The organism is Mycolicibacterium lacusdiani (assembly GCF_021916785.1).
Lineage (GTDB): Bacteria > Actinomycetota > Actinomycetes > Mycobacteriales > Mycobacteriaceae > Mycobacterium > Mycobacterium lacusdiani.
In genome coordinates, this window is sequence record NZ_JAKCFC010000001.1 from 161,311 (window position 1) to 178,335 (window position 17,025).

Annotated in this window: 16 protein-coding genes; 10 read left to right on the forward strand and 6 right to left on the reverse strand. The window is 69.6% G+C overall.

Annotation, left to right across the window (positions count from 1 at the left end; all coding sequences use genetic code 11):
• Positions 1-9: 9 nt before the first annotated feature.
• Positions 10-2,157, reverse strand: a complete 2,148-nt coding sequence (gene malQ, locus LOK44_RS00800; RefSeq protein WP_237568080.1) for a 4-alpha-glucanotransferase — start codon at positions 2,155-2,157, stop codon at positions 10-12.
• A gap of 51 nt (positions 2,158-2,208) precedes the next feature.
• Positions 2,209-3,504, reverse strand: coding sequence for a diaminopimelate decarboxylase (gene lysA / locus LOK44_RS00805; RefSeq protein ID WP_237568081.1), 1,296 nt, complete (start codon positions 3,502-3,504; stop codon positions 2,209-2,211).
• Between the two features lie 21 nt (positions 3,505-3,525).
• Between lysA and LOK44_RS00810 the strand changes: the two genes are divergently transcribed.
• Positions 3,526-4,725 (forward strand): MFS transporter, encoded by a 1,200-nt coding sequence (locus LOK44_RS00810; protein WP_237568082.1) that lies wholly within the window; start codon positions 3,526-3,528, stop codon positions 4,723-4,725.
• Here LOK44_RS00810 and LOK44_RS00815 read toward each other — a convergent pair.
• Positions 4,694-5,020 (reverse strand): DMT family transporter, encoded by a 327-nt coding sequence (locus LOK44_RS00815; RefSeq protein ID WP_237568083.1) that lies wholly within the window; start codon positions 5,018-5,020, stop codon positions 4,694-4,696. The two genes, LOK44_RS00810 and LOK44_RS00815, sit on opposite strands and share 32 nt — an antisense overlap.
• Complete coding sequence (locus tag LOK44_RS00820) at positions 5,017-5,358, reverse strand: DMT family transporter (RefSeq protein WP_237568084.1); 342 nt, start codon at positions 5,356-5,358, stop codon at positions 5,017-5,019. The genes LOK44_RS00815 and LOK44_RS00820 overlap by 4 nt, the downstream gene beginning before the upstream one ends.
• A gap of 173 nt (positions 5,359-5,531) precedes the next feature.
• Between LOK44_RS00820 and LOK44_RS00825 the strand changes: the two genes are divergently transcribed.
• The 6 genes from LOK44_RS00825 (at position 5,532) to LOK44_RS00850 (ending at position 11,698) form a co-directional block, all read left to right on the forward strand.
• Positions 5,532-6,179, forward strand: coding sequence for a vWA domain-containing protein (locus tag LOK44_RS00825; protein WP_237568085.1), 648 nt, complete (start codon positions 5,532-5,534; stop codon positions 6,177-6,179).
• A complete protein-coding gene (locus tag LOK44_RS00830) occupies positions 6,176-7,759 on the forward strand; it encodes a carboxylesterase/lipase family protein (RefSeq protein WP_237568086.1) in 1,584 nt (527 codons plus the stop codon). Before LOK44_RS00825 ends, LOK44_RS00830 begins: the two co-directional genes overlap by 4 nt.
• 46 nt (positions 7,760-7,805) lie before the next feature.
• Positions 7,806-8,765, forward strand: a complete 960-nt coding sequence (locus LOK44_RS00835) for a sterol desaturase family protein (RefSeq protein ID WP_237568910.1) — start codon at positions 7,806-7,808, stop codon at positions 8,763-8,765.
• A 42-nt stretch (positions 8,766-8,807) separates the two neighbouring features.
• Positions 8,808-10,214, forward strand: a complete 1,407-nt coding sequence (locus tag LOK44_RS00840; protein WP_237568087.1) for an NAD(P)/FAD-dependent oxidoreductase — start codon at positions 8,808-8,810, stop codon at positions 10,212-10,214.
• Between the two features lie 81 nt (positions 10,215-10,295).
• Positions 10,296-11,033, forward strand: a complete 738-nt coding sequence (locus tag LOK44_RS00845; RefSeq protein ID WP_372481145.1) for an Rv1815 family serine proteinase — start codon at positions 10,296-10,298, stop codon at positions 11,031-11,033.
• Between the two features lie 56 nt (positions 11,034-11,089).
• Complete coding sequence (locus tag LOK44_RS00850) at positions 11,090-11,698, forward strand: SecDF P1 head subdomain-containing protein (protein ID WP_237568088.1); 609 nt, start codon at positions 11,090-11,092, stop codon at positions 11,696-11,698.
• 1 nt (position 11,699) lies between these two features.
• Here LOK44_RS00850 and LOK44_RS00855 read toward each other — a convergent pair whose 3' ends face one another.
• Complete coding sequence (locus LOK44_RS00855; RefSeq protein ID WP_237568089.1) at positions 11,700-12,140, reverse strand: nitroreductase/quinone reductase family protein; 441 nt, start codon at positions 12,138-12,140, stop codon at positions 11,700-11,702.
• Positions 12,141-12,247: 107 nt separating this feature from the next.
• On the opposite strand from LOK44_RS00855, the gene LOK44_RS00860 reads away from it, so the two are divergent.
• The 3 genes from LOK44_RS00860 to LOK44_RS00870 are packed head-to-tail and all read left to right on the forward strand — an operon-like array spanning position 12,248 to position 14,994.
• Positions 12,248-12,925, forward strand: a complete 678-nt coding sequence (locus LOK44_RS00860; RefSeq protein ID WP_237568090.1) for a TetR/AcrR family transcriptional regulator — start codon at positions 12,248-12,250, stop codon at positions 12,923-12,925.
• Positions 12,926-12,980: 55 nt separating this feature from the next.
• Positions 12,981-13,478 carry a VOC family protein gene (locus LOK44_RS00865; protein ID WP_237568091.1) on the forward strand — a complete coding sequence of 166 codons (498 nt, stop codon included), beginning with the start codon at positions 12,981-12,983 and terminating at the stop codon, positions 13,476-13,478.
• A 28-nt stretch (positions 13,479-13,506) separates the two neighbouring features.
• Entirely contained in the window at positions 13,507-14,994 is a 1,488-nt protein-coding gene (locus tag LOK44_RS00870) for an FAD-binding protein (protein ID WP_237568092.1), read from the forward strand.
• On the opposite strand, the gene LOK44_RS00875 is transcribed toward LOK44_RS00870, so the two are convergent.
• Complete coding sequence (locus LOK44_RS00875; RefSeq protein WP_237568093.1) at positions 14,991-16,916, reverse strand: ABC transporter ATP-binding protein/permease; 1,926 nt, start codon at positions 16,914-16,916, stop codon at positions 14,991-14,993. The genes LOK44_RS00870 and LOK44_RS00875 overlap by 4 nt on opposite strands.
• Positions 16,917-17,025: the final 109 nt, after the last annotated feature.

A 17,025-nucleotide genomic window follows, 5' to 3' on the forward strand; every position in this document is an offset into this window, starting at 1 on the left:
AAACTTCGGTCACTCATCCCCGGGCGTTACCTGATCGTGCATCACCTGGGCCAAAGCCGCAGCGCGGGCGTCGGCGAACACGTCCTCCAGCAGCATCACACGGCCATCCGGACCTGCGAGCGGAACGCGCCAGTTGGGATATTCGTCGACGGTGCCTGGCTGATTCTGGGTGCGAACGTCGCCCACCGCATCCGGCAGGGCCAGCGCCAGCAGGCGCGACGGCGTCCGACCCAGGTACTCGTACAGCGCGCGCACCACGTCGTCCACCGAGTCGTCCACCTCGGCGTCCTGGGCGAGCAGGCCGAGCCTGCGGAGTTCGGCCAACCACGCCTCCTGCTCGGCACGGTCGGCGGCCAGCTCCTCCTCGGTGGACCGGGTGAGCAGACCGAGTTCGCTGCGGATCCGGACGTGTTCGCCTGCCAGGTAACCGGCGGTCGGCGGCAGGTCGTGGGTCGTGACCGCGGACAGGCAGTACTCCCTCCACCGGCTGGCAGGGAGCGGCCCGCCGGTCTCCCCGTCCGATTCGAACCACAGAATCGAGGTCCCCAGCAGGCCGCGCTCCAGCAGGTACTCGCGCACCCACGGCTCGACCACGCCGAGATCCTCACCCACCACGACCGCCCCGGCCCGGTAGGCCTCCAGCGCGACGATCCCGACCATCGCCTCGTGGTCGTAGCGCACGTAGGTGCCCTCGGTGGGTGCGGTCCCACGCGGGATCCACCACAGCCGGAACAGGCCGATGATGTGGTCGATCCGCACGCCGCCGGAGTGGCGCAGCGCCGCCCCGACGACGGCGCGGAACGGCTCGTAGGCGGTGTCGACGAGCCGGTCCGGCCGCCACGGCGGCTGCGACCAGTCCTGGCCGAGCTGGTTGAACTCGTCGGGCGGCGCGCCAGCGGCCACCCCCAGCGCCAGCACGTCCTGCATGGCCCAGGCATCGGCGCCGTTGGGGTCGACGCCGACCGCGAGGTCGTGCATGACGCCCAGCGGCATGCCCGCCGCGACCGCGGTCGCCTGCGCGCCGGTCAGCTGATCGTCGAGCTGCCATTGCAGCCACCGGTGGAAGTCGACCGCGTCGGCATGCTTCGCCGCGAACTTGGTCACCGCGGGATTCGACGGGTGCTGCAACGCCTCGGGCCACGCGTGCCAGTCGTTGCCGTGCACCTCCGCCAGCGCACACCACGTCGCGAAGGAGTCGAGGCTCGCGCCCTCTCTGGCGCGGTATCCGGCGTACGCCAGCTCCCGACCCGCCGAGCGGGGCACCCGGTAGAGGTGCTTCAGCGCAGCGCGCTTGCTCTTCCATGCGGCGTCGCGGTCGACGAGTTCGCTTGCCGCAGCGCGTGACTGGGCCGAACTGCGTGCCTTGCGCATGCGGCCGCGATCGCGCGCGTAGGCATACTCGGCAACCGCCTCCACCCGCAGATAGATCGGGTTGACGAACCTGCGCGACGTCGGCAGGTACGGCGAGGGTTCCATCGGGGCGGTGGGCGCCGCGGCGTGCAGGGGGTTCACCAGGATGAAGCCGGCGCCGTGCACGCTTGCCGACCACACCGCCAGATCGGTCAGGTCCGTGAGATCGCCGATGCCCCACGACCGGTCCGAGCGCACGCTGTAGAGCTGGGTGGCCAGGCCCCAACTGCGCCCGACGGCAAGCCGTGCGGGCAGGGGCAGCGTGGTGGGGGTGACGATGACCGTGGCCGTGTCCTCCCGGGAGCCGGCTCGCACGTGCAGCCGGTGGTACCCGAGGGGCAGGTGCGCGGGCAGCTCGAACGTGGCCTCGCCGATCAGCTGACCGTCGAGGTCGAACGGCGGCGCGTTGTTCTCCAGTTGGCGCAGACCCGTGCGCACCGAGCCGTCCTCGAGGCGGATCCACGGCTCGACGGGCGCACCGTGTTCGACGTGCACCCAGAACGTCGCCGACCGGTCGGTGCGGGTGACGATCGTCGGCGTCACGCAGCGCTGCCAGTGCCTGCGGTCGTGCTCGGCCAGGGACGCCGCGCGCTGCTCGTCGTCGGTGGCGGGCACGCCCAGCGCCTCGAGCACCGCGACCAGGGTCGACTCCGCGGCCGGTCGATACCGTCCGCTCCAATCGTCGAAGCCGGTGGCCACGCCATGACGACGAGCCAGGTCGACCAGGGACGGGGGAAGCTCGCTCATGGCCGCAATACTGCCGAACCCCGGCGCACCGCGCGCACCACCCCGACCGGACTACGGGTCGACGTCGCGGGCCAGCAGATCGGCCCAGGTGTCGCGTCGGACCACCAGCCGGGCCACCCCGTCCTCGACGAACACCACTGGCACCCGCCGGGCCCCGTTGTACTGGTTCGACATCGTGAAGCAGTACGCGCCGGTGACCGGAACCGCCAGCAGATCGCCCACCGCGGGCCCAGGTAGGGAGATCCGGTCGATCAGCTGGTCGCCGGACTCGCAGTGCCTGCCGACGACCGTCACCGGCTCGCCGCCCGACCCGAACCGGGTCGCGATCGCCGCCTCGAAGCGCTGCCCGGTCAACGACACCTCGAGGTTGTCGCCCATGCCCCCGTCGACGGCGACGTGGGTGACGGTCCCGCGTTTGACGGTCGTGACGCGATACAGCGTGCACGCAGCCGCGGCGACCATGCTGCGACCGGGTTCGACGATGAGCCGGCAACCCGCGGGCAGCAGCTCGCGGGCGCGACCCACCAGGGCGTCGGCGTAGGCGTCGAGATCCGGCGCGCGCTCGCCGTAGGTGTACCGCACGCCGAGTCCACCGCCCAGGTCGTAGGTGTCGAACGTGCCCAGCGCGGCGATGGGTGCCACGGCCGCGGCGAGTTCGTCGACGTCGAGCAGCTGGGAACCGACGTGGGTGTGCAGCCCGTCGAGCCGCAGCACGGGACTGCGTTCGATGCGGGCGATCGCCTCGCGGGCTTGGGCGGGCGACAGCCCGAACTTCGACCCCGTGTGGCCGGTGGCCTGCGAGGCATGCGTGCTCGCCGTCACGCCGGGGATGACGCGGACCAGGCAGGGCTGCGGTCTGCCGCCCGCGGTGCCCAGCCGGGCCGCCGACTCCAACGGGTCGATGTCGTCGAAGTTGTCGACCACGACGAGCCCGACGCCGTGATCGAGCGCCATCGCGATCTCCTCGTCGGACTTGGCGTTGCCGTGCATGACCAGTGCGGCTGGATCGGCGCCCGCCTTGAGCGCGCCGAGGATCTCGCCGCCGCCTGCCACGTCGAGGTGCAACCCGTTGGCGACCATCACGCGCTGCACGGCGGTGCACGGGAACGACTTCGACGCGAACGCGACGTCGGTGCGCGGCCAGCGGCTCCGGAAGGCCGACAGGTAGTCGCGGGCCCGGCGCGCCAGGGCGCCCGCGTCGACGACGATCGCCGGGGTCCCGAACTCCTCGGCGACGTCGTCGAGCCGGCACCCTCCGACCACCAGCGTGCCGTCGTCGCCGACGCGGGCGCCCGGCGGGAAGAGGCCCAACAGGTCGGCTGCGGCCGGCTCGATCGATGTCGTCACCGGGCCAGTATCGTCGCCGGAATGGTCGCGGGCCCGGTGGATTCGATGCACGCCCAGACGGCCCGACGCGCCAGGTTCGCCACCGCCGCACTGTTCCTCACCAACGGGGCTCTGTTCGCCAACCTCGCGCCGCGGTTGCCCGAGATCAAGACCGATCTGGGCCTCGACAACACCACCTACGGGCTCGTGGTCGCGGCGTTCCCCACCGGTGCGCTGGCAGCGGGCCTCTTGGCAGGCACGCTGATCCGCAGGTTCACCTCCGCACGGATGGCCGTGGTGGGCACCGCGGGCATCGCCGTGCTCACGGCGGTGGCCGCATCGTCGCCGACCGCCGTCCTCGTCGCCCTGGCACTGTTCGTCGGTGGTGCGAGCGACGCCATCACCGACGTCGCTCAGAACACGCACGGGCTGCGGGTACAACGCGTCTACGGCAGGTCGATCATCAACTCGCTGCACGCGATCTGGTCGATCGGCGCGGTGCTGGGCAGCGCCATGGCCGCCGCGGCGATCGCGACCGACGTGCCGCGGCAACTGCACCTCGTCGTCACCGCGGTCGTGTTCACCTCGGTGACGCTGATCGCGTACCGCTTCCTGCTGCGCGGGCCCGACACCGACCCGGAGGAATCGGCACCGGGCGGCTTCCGCGGCGCGGGACGCCGGATCTACGGGGCGCTGATGCTGCTGGTGCTGATCGCGGTGGCGGGCGCGGTGGTCGAGGACGCGGGCAGCACGTGGGCGACGCTGTATCTGCGCGACGAACTGGGCGCCGCGGGTGCGATCGCGGTGTTCGGCTACATCGCCCTGCTGGGCTTCCAGTTCATCGGACGCGTCCTCGGTGACCGGCTGGTGGACCGCTTCGGTGAGCGTGCCGTCGCGCGCACCGGGGGCTTGGTCACGGCGGCAGGCATGGGAGCCGCACTGTGGGCGCCGAGCGTTCCCGCCACGATCGCCGGATTCGCCGCGGCGGGCATCGGCATCGCCACGGCCATTCCGGCGGCCATGCACTGCGCCGACCGGCTGCCGGGTCTACGCCCCGGGGCCGGGCTGACCGCGGTCGCCTGGTTGATGCGCGTCGGGTTCGTCGGGGCTCCGCCGTTGGTCGGCGCCGTCGCCGATGCGACCAGCCTGCGGGTAGGACTGCTGATCGTCCCGATCGCCGGGGTCGTGGTGTTCGCCGCGGCGGGGGTGCTCAGTGGACGGCGCTCGCCAACTCGATCGTGAGAACGCCTGCGACGATGAACGCGATGCCGATGATCATCTTGCGGGTCAACGGATCACCGAAGAGGTAGCGGGCGACGACCGCCACCAGCGCCACGCCGCACGCCGTCCAGATCCCGTAGGCGATGCCGACCGGGACGCCGAGCGACAACGTCAGCCACAGCAGGTAGAACGACGTCAGATACCCCAGGACCACGGGGGCGATCCACGCCTTCTTGCGGAAGCCGTCCGATGCCCGCAGGCCCAGCGTTGCGCCGACCTCGATGACGATCGCGGTGACCAGCACCAGCCACGTCACGACGCCGGCTCCTCTGCCGCCGGGTGCGAGCCGAACTCGACGAACAGCACCCCGACGATGATCAGGCCGATACCCGCCGCGATCTGCCAGGTGAACGGATCACGGAAGATCGCAGCCGCCAGCACCGCCGTACTCGCGGTGCCCACGGCGCCCCAGATGCCGTAGGCGACGCCGACCGGAACGCCTGCCCGCAGGACGAGGGTGAGGAGCACGAACGAGCCGAGGTAGCCGCCCACCACCAGCACCAGCCAGGCGCCGTCGTCCTGGGCTGCCCGCAGTGACAGCGTGGCGGCGACCTCGCTGAGGATGGCCGCGGTCAACAGTCCCCACTTCTGCACCCCGTCAACGTAGACCGTTGCCCGAGGGCGACTTCCGGGACCCGAGAATCGATCGGTCTGACCTTTTCCAGCGGGCCTGCCGCGAACGTGCTGGTCAGGCCGTTCGTCGGAGGGCGCGGGTAACCTGGATGCATCAGGGCGGCCCACCGCCCGAGCGACACAAGGAGTCATCGATGACCGATCCTCAGCGCACCCTCATCGCCGTACTGCTCGACCGTTCCGGCTCCATGCAGGCCATCAAGGACGACACCGAAGGCGGCTTCAACGCGTTCGTCGAACAGCAGCGCAACGAGCCGGGGGAGGCGAGAGTGACTCTGGCACAATTCGATACGCACTACGACGTGGTGTACGCCGATCGGCCGATCGCCGACGTGCCGCCGCTGGACCTGCAGCCGCGTGGCATGACGGCGCTGTACGACGCGCTCGGTCGGCTGATCACCGACGTCGGGACCGACCTGGCGAGCCTGCCGGAGGCGCAGCGCCCCGGCCACGTGATCGTCGTCGTGATGACCGACGGGCTCGAGAACTCCAGCCGGGAGTGGACGCACGAGGCCGTCAGCGCGGCGATCAAACGGCAGGAGAGCGAATACTCCTGGTACTTCGTATTCCTGGGCGCCAACATGGACGCGGTCGCCGTCGCGGCGCAGATGGGCTTCGACCAGTCCCGTTCCATGACCTACGGCGCGAACGACCAGGGCGTGGCGTCGGCGATGAGCGCCACCACCGCCTATGTGTCGCGGCAGCGGCGCGCCCGCATGGGATCCGCGGCGCCGGGCTTCTCACCGGAGGAACGAGAGGCGTCGTTGGGCGGCAACCGGTGACGGCCCGGTCCGACCCCGCCGGGTCCGACTCGCGAAGCCTTCGTAGCAACCCGATCGTCGACACCGCGTACGGACCCGTACGCGGTGTCGACGACGGATCGGTGAAGGTGTGGCGGGGCGTCCGCTACGCGGCGCCGCCTTCCGGCGAATTCCGTTGGCGTGCACCGCGCCCACCCGAACGATGGACCGAGCCCGCGGACGCGACCCGGGTTGGACCCGCGTGTCCCCAACCCACCGATCCGCGCATCCCCGTCGACCTGGGGGCGCCGCAGGGCGAGGACTGTCTGACGCTCAACGTGTGGGCGTCGTCGGACACCCAACCCGGCGACGGCAAGCCGGTGCTGGTGTGGGTGCACGGCGGGGCGTACATCCTTGGCTCGGCCGCTCAGCCGCTGTACCGCGGCAGTGTGCTGGCCGGCACGGGTGACGCCGTGATCGTGACGCTCAACTACCGGCTCGGCGCGTTCGGGTTCATGGACCTGTCGTCGTTCAGCACGCCACGCACCCGCTTCGAGGGCAATCTCGGGTTGCGCGACGTCCTGTTCGCCCTGCAGTGGGTGCGCGACAACGTCGCCGCGTTCGGTGGCGACCCGGGACGGGTGACCCTGTTCGGCGAGTCGGCCGGCGGCGGGATCGTGACGACCCTGCTCGCCAGCCCCGACGCCGCCGGGCTGTTCACCGGTGCGATCGCGCAGAGTTCGCCCGTGACCTCGGTGTACGACGCAGGCCGTGCGCGCAGGGTCGCCGAGCAGTTCCTCGACGTCCTCGGAGTCGACGCGAGCGACGCCGACCGGTTGGCCACGGCGCCGACAGGTGAGCTGCTGACCGCGTCCAAGCGTCTGTTCGACGACGTGCCGGTACGTACGCCGGGCACGTTGGGGTTCGCACCGATCGTCGACGGGGACCTGGTGCCCGACTATCCCGTGGACGTGGCCCGCGCGGGCAACACTCACCCCGTCCCGCTGATCATCGGCACCAACCGGCACGAGGCGGCCCTGTTCCGCTTCATGAAGTCACCGCTGATGCCGATCACGCCCGAGGCGATCAAGGCGATGTTCTCCGAGATCGCGGCCGAGCAGCCCGATCTGCGGCTGCCGACCGAGGCGGAGTTGCAGGCCGCCTACCGGGGACGCGGCAAGACGCCCGGGATGGGCGTCGCCCGCGACATCGGGTTCCGCATGCCGTCGATCTGGTTCGCCGAAGGTCACGGCCAGGTGGCGCCGGTGTTCGCCTACCGGTTCGACTGGGCCACGCCGATGCTGCGGATGCTCCGCCTCGGCGCGGCACATGCCACCGAACTGCCATACGTGTGGGGCAATCTGGTCATGGGACCGAGGGACCCGACGTTCAAGTTGGGCGGGCTCAAGACCGGTACCGCCGTGTCCGAGCGGGTGCGCACCCGGTGGCTGAACTTCGCCGCCCACGGCGAACCGGATGGGCTGCCCGGCGAACCACGGTGGCGGCCGTACCGCGAATCGGATCGCGCGACGCTGGTCATCGACAAGCGCGATGCGGTGCTCGACGACCCCGACCGGGACATGCGCGCGGCATGGGGTGACTCCGTTCTGAGCTTCCGGTGACGGCCGCTGGCTAAGCTTTCGGCTCGGAGGTGACGACGTGACGGTGCTGGCCGAGATCCGCGCGTTCCTTGACGTGCTCCCGCCGCAGATGCGGGATCCGGTGCTGTTCGCGATCCCGTTCTTCCTGCTGTTGCTGATCGTCGAGTGGACCGCTGCGCGCAAGCTCGAGCACCTCGAGGACGCCGACCGCGCGCCGGCCGGCGCCTATCAGCGCCGCGACGCCTGGGCGAGCATCTCGATGGGCCTGGTGTCGGTGGCGACCACTGGGGCGTGGAAGTTCGGCGCACTGCTCGGCTACGCCGCGCTCTACGCCTACGTCGCACCGTGGCACCTGCCGTCGAGCGCCTGGTACACGTGGGCGATCGCGATACTCGGCGTCGACCTGCTGTTCTACGCCTACCACCGGATGGCCCACCGGGTCCGGCTGGTCTGGGCCACCCACCAGGCGCACCACTCCAGCCGGTACTTCAACTTCGCGACCGCACTACGGCAGAAGTGGAACAACAGCGGAGAGATCCTGCTCTGGGTGCCGCTGCCGCTGCTCGGCGTGCCGCCGTGGATGGTGTTCGCCAGTTTCTCGCTGAACCTGATCTACCAGTTCTGGGTCCACACCGAGCGCATCGACAGGCTGTGGCGGCCAATCGAATTCGTGTTCAACACACCGTCGCACCATCGCGTGCACCACGGGATGGACGCCGAGTACCTCGACAAGAACTACGGCGGCATCCTGATCCTGTGGGACCGGTTGTTCGGCAGCTACGCCGACGAGACGTTCCGCCCGCACTACGGGCTGACCAAGCAGGTCGACACGTTCAACATCTGGACGCTGCAGACGCACGAGTACGCCGCCATCGCCCGCGACGTCCGGCGGGCCACACGGTGGCGGCACCGGTTCGGTTACGCGTTCGGCCCGCCAGGCTGGGCACCGCCCGCCACGGTGCAGCCCGACATCCCCGAGCCGCTGACGGCGACGCGATCTGCCGCCCCCTCGCCCGTTCGCAACTGATTCCGCACCGTCGAACGGCGGCGGACCCCGTACTGTCGCAGTGTGAAGACGGTCTTCGACGATGACGTCGATCCAGCTCTGGTCGAACGCTCGCTGGCGGGCAGCGTGCACGGATCGATGTGGCTCGACGTCGAACGCCCGCACCACCCGACCTTGCCGGGGTCGATCACCTGCGACCTGGTGGTGGTGGGCGGCGGGTACACCGGGCTGTGGACCGCGCTGCACGCCGCGCGCCGCCATCCCGATCAGCGCATCGTGCTGCTCGAGGCGAACCGCATCGGCTGGGCGGCGTCGGGGCGCAACGGCGGGTTCGTCGAGGCGAGCCTGACCCACGGCGCCGAGAACGGGAAGAGCCGCTGGCCCGACGAGTTCAACACGCTCGTGGCGATGGGCCTGGAGAACCTCGATGGCATGCAGGCCGAGATCGCAGACCTCGGCCTCGACGTCGAATGGCAGCGCTCCGGGATGCTGGCGGTGGCCACCGAGCCGCATCAGGTGCCGTGGCTCGAGGAGGCCGCCGAAGCCGGCGAGGGCCGCTTCCTCGAGCAGGCCGAGATTCAAGACGAAGTCCACTCGCCGACCTACCGCGCCGCGCTCTTCGAGCCCGACACCTGCGCGATCGTGCATCCGGCGAAGCTGGCGCTGGAACTCGCGCGCGCCTGCCGGGAGGCCGGTGTGCAGATCTTCGAGCACACCAACGCCGTCGCGCTCGACTCGGGTGGCGCCGCCGTGCGGATCGACACCGGCGGCGCGGTGGTGACCGCCCGCCACGCCGTGCTGGCCACCAACGTCTTTCATCACCTGTTGCGGCGCAACAGATTGCGCACCGTTCCTGTGTACGACTACGTGCTGTCCACCGAACCGCTGACCGACGAGCAGATGGATCGCGTCGGATGGGCCGGCAGGCAGGGGATCGGTGACTCCGCCAACCAGTTCCACTACTACCGCCGCACGGCGGACAACCGGATCGTGTGGGGCGGCTATGACGCCGTCTACCACTTCGGGCGCAGGGTCGACCCGGCATACGAGGACCGCCCGGAGAGCTACCGCAGACTCGCGCAGCACTTCTTCCTCACCTTCCCTCAGCTCGACGACGTGCGGTTCAGCCACCGCTGGGCAGGTGCCATCGACACCAACACCCGCTTCTGCGCGCACTGGGGCCTGGCTCGGGCCGGCCGGGTGGCCTACGTGAACGGCTTCACCGGACTCGGCGTCGGCGCTGCCAGGTTCGCCGCCGACGTCTGTCTCGACCTGCTCGACGGCGTACCCACACCCCGCACCGAGTTGGAGATGGTCCGTCGCAGGCCAATGCCGTTCCCGCCGGAGCCGTTGGCCAGCATCGGCATTCAGGCGACCAGATGGTCGCTCGACCGTGCCGACCACTCGGCGGGGCGGCGCAACCTGTTGCTGCGCACGCTCGACGCGGTGGGGCTCGGCTTCGACTCGTGATCCGCACTTTGTAACGAGCAGGCCACGATCGCATATGGGTAGGGTGAAGACCCCGTCTACCCACATGGATCGGAGCCGGCGATGCGGCAGCAGTGTTTGCGGGCGATCGTATTCGCCAGTGCCGTCCTGACTGCCGCCGCGACGGCGGTCATGGGTGCGCCGGCGCCCAGCGCCACGGCGGATCCTGGCCTGGTCGTGTCACCGGGCATGGAGATCCGGCAGGACCTCAACGTCTGCACGCTGGGTTTCGTCGACCTTCAGACCCGAACCGGGTACGCCGCGGGGCACTGCAGGGGCAGCGGCGTGGTCAGCGATCGCAACGGCGTGTTCGTCGGCAGCCAGACGATGTTCCGCGACAACACCCCCGACGGGGCGACGGTCGCCACCGACTATCAGATCTCGGACTGGCAGACGATCGCGCTGGCACCCGAGGTCGTGATCAACGACGTGCTGCCCGGGGGTCGCCCGTTGGTCGCCGACCCGTCCGTGGTCCCCACGCAGGGCCAGCGCGTCTGCCACTTCGGCATCGTCACGGGCGAGAGCTGCGGAACCATCGAGTCGGTCAACAACGGCTGGTTCACGATGACCAACGGCGTGGTGAGCAAGAAGGGTGACTCCGGCGGCCCGGTGTACGTGCCGACCGACGATGGTCGCGCGGTCATCATCGGCATGTTCAACAGCACGTGGGGGAGCCTGCCCGCCGCAGTGTCGTGGCAGTCGATCAACCAGCAGATCCGCGAGGAAGTCGTGACGTCGGCGGCGGGCACCGTCGGCGGCCCCATCGCGCCTCCCGCACCCGCGGTGCCGCCTGCGGCCTGACGCCGGTCGCCGTGTCGACGCGAAATGCCAAGCGGCTCACGTCCTAGGATGCGTGGGTGAGGCTCTCGACCGGTCGCTGGACGCGCCGCAAGATCACGATCGCGGTGCTGGCGTCCATCGGCATCCTGGCGATGGTCGGGACCACGCTCGCGTCGATCGTGATGCCCTTCCTGCAGGCCGATCCCGATGACCTTCCGGCGCGCGCGCAACCGACGCCGACGTCGACCGAGCCGCGCCTGGTGATCAAACCACTCGCCGTGCGCCCCGTCGTCGAGGCGTTCCAGGCGCAACCCGGCCAGTGCGAGCCGCCGCCGCCCCCGACGCCGCCGTCCGACCCGCAGCCTGCATGCGACGTGGAACGCAAGGCGCACTACCAGTTGCAGCCGGTGGCGATCGAACTCGGCCTGACCAACGCGAAGACCATCAAGCTGCCGACGTCGGAGTTCTACAGCGTGCAGATCGTGATGGACACCCGCAGCAGCGCTGCCTTCGCCCAGTACACGACGGCCCACGTCGGCACGCAGGTCGCGTTCGTGCGCGACGGTCTGGTGCTGGCCGCCCCCGCCATCACGCAGCCGATCGACGGTCAGTCCATTCAGCTCTCCGGCGACTTGACCCAGCAGACCGCCGACACGATCGCCAGGATGATCCGCGACGGCTCCTGAGTCACCGACCGAGTTCGAACACCGGGATCGCGGGCGCGGCCGCGCGCATCTGATCGTCGCTGGAATCCGGGGTGAGTCCGCCGACGTGACCCTTGACCTCCCAGAACCACCGCTGCAGATAGGGCCGCAGGATCGCGGGCTTGGCCTCGTCGGGTAGCTCGGTCACCGTGACGCGCCGACCACGCCAGCGCGGTCCGAGCTCGACCTCGCCGGCCGCGCATGCGTTGCGCGCCCACTGGGTGTTGCCGCGCGGGGAGACCAGGAACCGTCTGCCGTCGACCTCGAGCAGGTTGACGACGACGCCGCGCACCTTGCCCGTCTTGCGGCCGCGCACGCGCAGTGCGCTGGTCCCCGCGATGCTGACGCCGGCCTCGGCGAGCACTCGGAACACCTCGTTCAACGTCCGTGCTGCGGCACCGGGCTCGTCGTATCTGGCGGTCATCTCGGTCCCTTCGGTTCGGTTTCGAGAGCGATGCTCTCGAATCCCAATCTGCCACGCCGCCCTGGCGATTGCAAGAGCAGTGCTCTCGAATGTGCGACACTGCGACGGTGGGCAAGCGGCAGGATGCGCGGGACCGCATCGAGCGACGGATCATCGAGCTGGCGCGCCGGCAACTCGCGACCGACGGCGCCGCGGGACTCTCCGTGCGCGCGATCGCCCGCGACCTCGGCATGGTGTCCTCGGCGGTGTATCGCTACGTCGCGAGCCGCGACGAGTTGCTGACGATGCTGCTGATCGACGCCTACACCGAACTGGCCGACGCCGTCGACGCCGCACGCACGCCCGCCGCGGAATGGGACGAGCAGATCCTCGCGATGGCCCACGCTGCGCGCACCTGGGCGGTCGCCGATCCGGCAAGGTGGGCGCTCCTGTACGGCAGCCCCGTACCCGGCTACCACGCTCCCGCCGATCAGACCGTCGGGCCCGGCACCCGCGTCGTCGGCTCGCTGCTCGCCGCCGTCGACGCGGGCATCGAAGCGGGCCGGGTGCCGCAGCGGAACACCCCGGTGCCACCCGCCACCGCACGCGACTTCGAGGGCCTGCGCGAGGAGTTCGGCTTCTCCGGCGACGACGCCTCGCTGCTCGGCTGCCTGACGCTGTGGGCCGGGCTGATCGGCGCGATCAGCCTCGAGGTCTTCGGTCAGTACGGGCCCGACACGTTCGGCAACGCCTCGCCGCTGTTCGACGGCCAGGTGCGCCTCCTCACGGGCCTGCTCGCCGCCTGAGTCAAACTAGAACACGTTCTAGCCAGCGGCCGGAGCGAGCGATATCCTCGGTGCGATGCTTGCCCAGACACCTGTCCAGATCGCGTGGGTGACGCGTGACCTGGCGGCCACCGAGACGGCGCTGACCGCCGTGCTCGGCGCCACCACCTGGCTGCGCATGCCCGACGTTCACTTCGCGCCCGACACGTGCACCTACCGCGGCCAGCCCGCCGACTTCACCGCGCACGTGTCGTTCTCCTACTCCGGGGACACCCAGCTCGAACTGATCGAGCCGGTCTCGGGAGTCGGGCCGTACTCCGAGTTCCTCGACGCGTCCGGGCCCGGGCTGCACCACGTGTGCACGACCGCACCGGGCGTCGACGCCTTCGACGCGATGGTGGCCGAGGCTTCGGCTGCCGACGGCGTCGAGGTCGTCGGACGCGGCGTGATGCCCGGCGGCATGCACTTCGCCTATCTGTCCGCACCGGACGCGGGCGTGCCCTACCTGGAGATCGCGTACGTCCCGCCCGACATTCAGGCCTTCTTCGACCACGTCAAGCGGCAACAGACATGACCACCGAGCGCTCGCCCGAGGAGCAACCATGACAGACATCCCACAGACCGTCGCCGCGTCCGACGTGACGGATTGGGACGACGACGAATTCGACGTGATCGTCGTCGGATTCGGCATCGCGGGTGGCTGTGCCGCCGTCAGCGCCGCGGCCGCCGGGGCCAAGGTGCTGGTGCTCGAGAAGGCCGCCGCCGCGGGCGGCACCACCTCGATGGCGGGTGGCCACTTCTACCTCGGCGGCGGTACCGCCGTGCAGCAGGCCACGGGCCACGACGACACCGCCGAGGCCATGTACGACTACCTGGTCGCGGTGTCCGAGGACCCCGACCTCGACAAGATCCGCGCCTACTGCGAGCAGAGCGTCGAGCACTTCGACTGGCTGGAATCGCTCGGCTTCCAGTTCGAGCGCAGCTACTGGAAGGGCAAGGTCGTGGTGCCGCCCGGCACCGAAGGCCTGTCCTACACCGGCAACGAGAAGGTGTGGCCGTTCTCCGAGCAGGCCAAGCCCGCTCCGCGCGGCCACTCCGTGCCCGTCCCCGGTGAACTGGGCGGAGCCGACATGGTCATCCAGCTGCTGCTCAAGCGCGCCGCCGAACTCGGCGTCTCGATCCGCTACGAGACCGGCGTGACCAACCTGATCACCGCCGACGACGGAGCCGTCACCGGTGTGCGGTGGAAGAACTTCGGCGTCACCGGCTCGATCCGAGCCAGGTCCGTCGTCATCGCGGCAGGCGGGTTCGCGATGAACCCGGACATGGTGGCCAAGCACACGCCCGCGCTGGCCCAGAAGCGAAAGACCAAGCACCACGGCGACGTCGAGCCCTACATCCTCGGCAACCCGCACGACGACGGGTTGGGCATCCGGCTCGGCATGTCGGCAGGTGGCGAGGTGAAGAACCTCGACGGGCTGTTCATCACGGCCGCCGCCTATCCGCCCGAGATCCTGCTCACCGGCGTCATCGTCAACAACCAGGGCCAGCGGTTCGTCGCCGAGGACTCGTACCACTCGCGGACGTCGGCGTTCGTCCTCGAACAGCCCGACCAGCAGGCGTACCTGATCGTCGACGAGGCGCACATGCAGATGCCGGAAATGCCGCTGATCAAGTTCATCGACGGCTGGGAGACCGTCGCGGAGATGGAGGCCGCGCTCGGCATCCCCGAGGGGAAGCTGGCCGCCACGCTCGAGCGCTACAACGACCATGCCGCCAAGGGCGAGGACCCGGACTTCCACAAGCATCCGGACTACGTCGCAGCCCAGGATCAGGGACCGTGGGCGGCGTTCGACCTGTCACTGGGGGTCGCGATGTACTCGGGCTTCACCATGGGCGGGCTCACCGTCAGCATCGACGGCGAGGTCCAACGGGCCGACGACTCAGTCGTTCCCGGCCTCTACGCCGCGGGCGCCTGCGCCTCGAACATCGCGCACGACGGCAAGGGGTACGCCAGCGGCACCCAGCTCGGCGAGGGCTCGTTCTTCGGCAGGCGGGCCGGCACCCACGCCGCCGGGCACCGCTCCTAGCCTGCGCCCGCCGGGGTCGGCGTCACGACGTCACCCAGCAGCCACTCGCCGTTGCCGACGAGGTGCAGCTGCAGATCGTGGTGCTGCTCGACGGTGCTGCGGTGGCTGACGCTGACCATGATCGTGCGCGGCAACTCGCTGCGCACCAGTTGGTACAGCGTCATCTCCAGCCCCTCGTCAAGCGCGGATGTCGACTCGTCGAGGAACACCGCCTTGGGCTTGGTCAGCAGGATGCGCGCGAACGCGATGCGCTGCTGCTCGCCCGGTGAGAGCACCTTGGCCCAGTCGAGCACCTCGTCGAGGCGGTCGCTCAGATGCGGCAGGGCGACCTTTGCCAACACTGCGTGCAGCTCGTCGTCGGTGAGCTCGCCCTCCTTGCACGGGTAGGACACGACGGTCCGCAGATCGCCGAGCGGCACGTAGGGCAGCTGCGACAGGAACATCGTCGAGTTCTCCTCGTCGGGGCACTTCATCCTGCCGCTGGCGTACGGCCACAGCTGCGCCAAGCTGCGCAGCAGCGTCGTCTTGCCGGCGCCCGACGGGCCCGTCACCACCAGCGTGTCGCCGGGGTCGAGGTGCAGGTCGAGTGGCTTGACCAGTTGCCTGCCGTCGGGCGTGCGCACCTCGACGTCGTCGAGCTGGACCGTGCCGTCGCCGCAGCCCTCCATCTGCAGTTCGGGCAGCGCGCGCGCCTCCTCGTTGGCGATGACCAGGCCGTGCAGACGGATGATCGCCGCGCGGTACCCGGCGAACTGGTCGTAGCTGTTGCGGAAGAACGACAAGCCGTCCTGGATGCTGCCGAACGCCGATGCCGACTGCGTCATCTGCCCGAGCACGATCTCGCCGGAGAAGAACCGAGGGAACTGCAGGGCGTAGGGCAGCAGGACGATCGCCTGGTCCATCGACAGGTTCCAGCCGTAGAAGCCGATCATCCGGTTGATGTAGCGCTTGTAGTTGGACACGATCGGCGCGAAGCGCTGCCGCAGCCCGGTGCGCTCGGCCAGTTCGCCGCGGTAGAACGCCACGGCCTCCGACGCGTCGCGCAGGCGCACCAGGGCATAGCGGAACGCGGCGTTGAACTTCTCGTTGTCGAACGACAGCCAGATGATCGGACGACCGATCCAGAACGCGAAGATCGTGGCGACCAAGACGTACAGCAGCAGGATGCAGAACATCGCCTTGGGCAACTCGGTGCCGATGATCGGGACGGTCAGCGTGCCCGACAGGTTCCACAGGATTGCGGTGAACGAGATCATCGACGCGATCGCGTTGATCGCACCGAAGAGCAGCGTCGCCCCCGAGGTGTTGTTCGGCGTGTTGGGCAACGGCCCGACGCCAGCGGTGAAGATGTCGATGTCGGCCTGGATGCGCTGGTCCGGATTGTCGATCGTGTCGTCGATGAACCGTCCGCGGTAGTAGGCCTTGCCGTCCAGCCAGTCACCGGTCAGGCGGTCGGTGAGCCAGGCCCGCCAGGCCAGCATGAACCGTTGGGTCATGAACAGGTCCAACATGATTCGGGAGATGTGGATCACGGCCAGCACCGCGAACACGCCCATCGACATCCAGAAGCCGTCGCGCCCGGAGTTCCGGATGGTGGCGTCACCATCACCCAGCCCGGCGGCGACCACCTGGAAGCTGGTCATCATGTCGTTGCCCTGATAGCTGAACAACACGGTGAAGCGGACACCTGCGATCACCGACAGCAGCAGTGCCGCGAGCCACAGCCACACCCTGACGCTGTCGGGGCCCTTGAAGTAGTCACCGGTGATCCGCCAGAACTGCCGCCCCCACGCCGTGTACCGGCCGATCAGGAAGAGGACCGCCATCGTGCACGCCGCAGCGATCGCCCACCCCTTGGCGATCCAGATCAGCGACGTCCACAGCTCATTGCCCCAGTCCAGCGACGGGGTGAACATCTCCATGCAGGGCAAGGTACCCGCACATTCCGGCAGGAGCCCTGCCGAGGGCTCAACTGGCAGTGGCGGTCGAGATGCCGCCGAATTCGGATCACGGCACGAGGTAAGTCGGGCT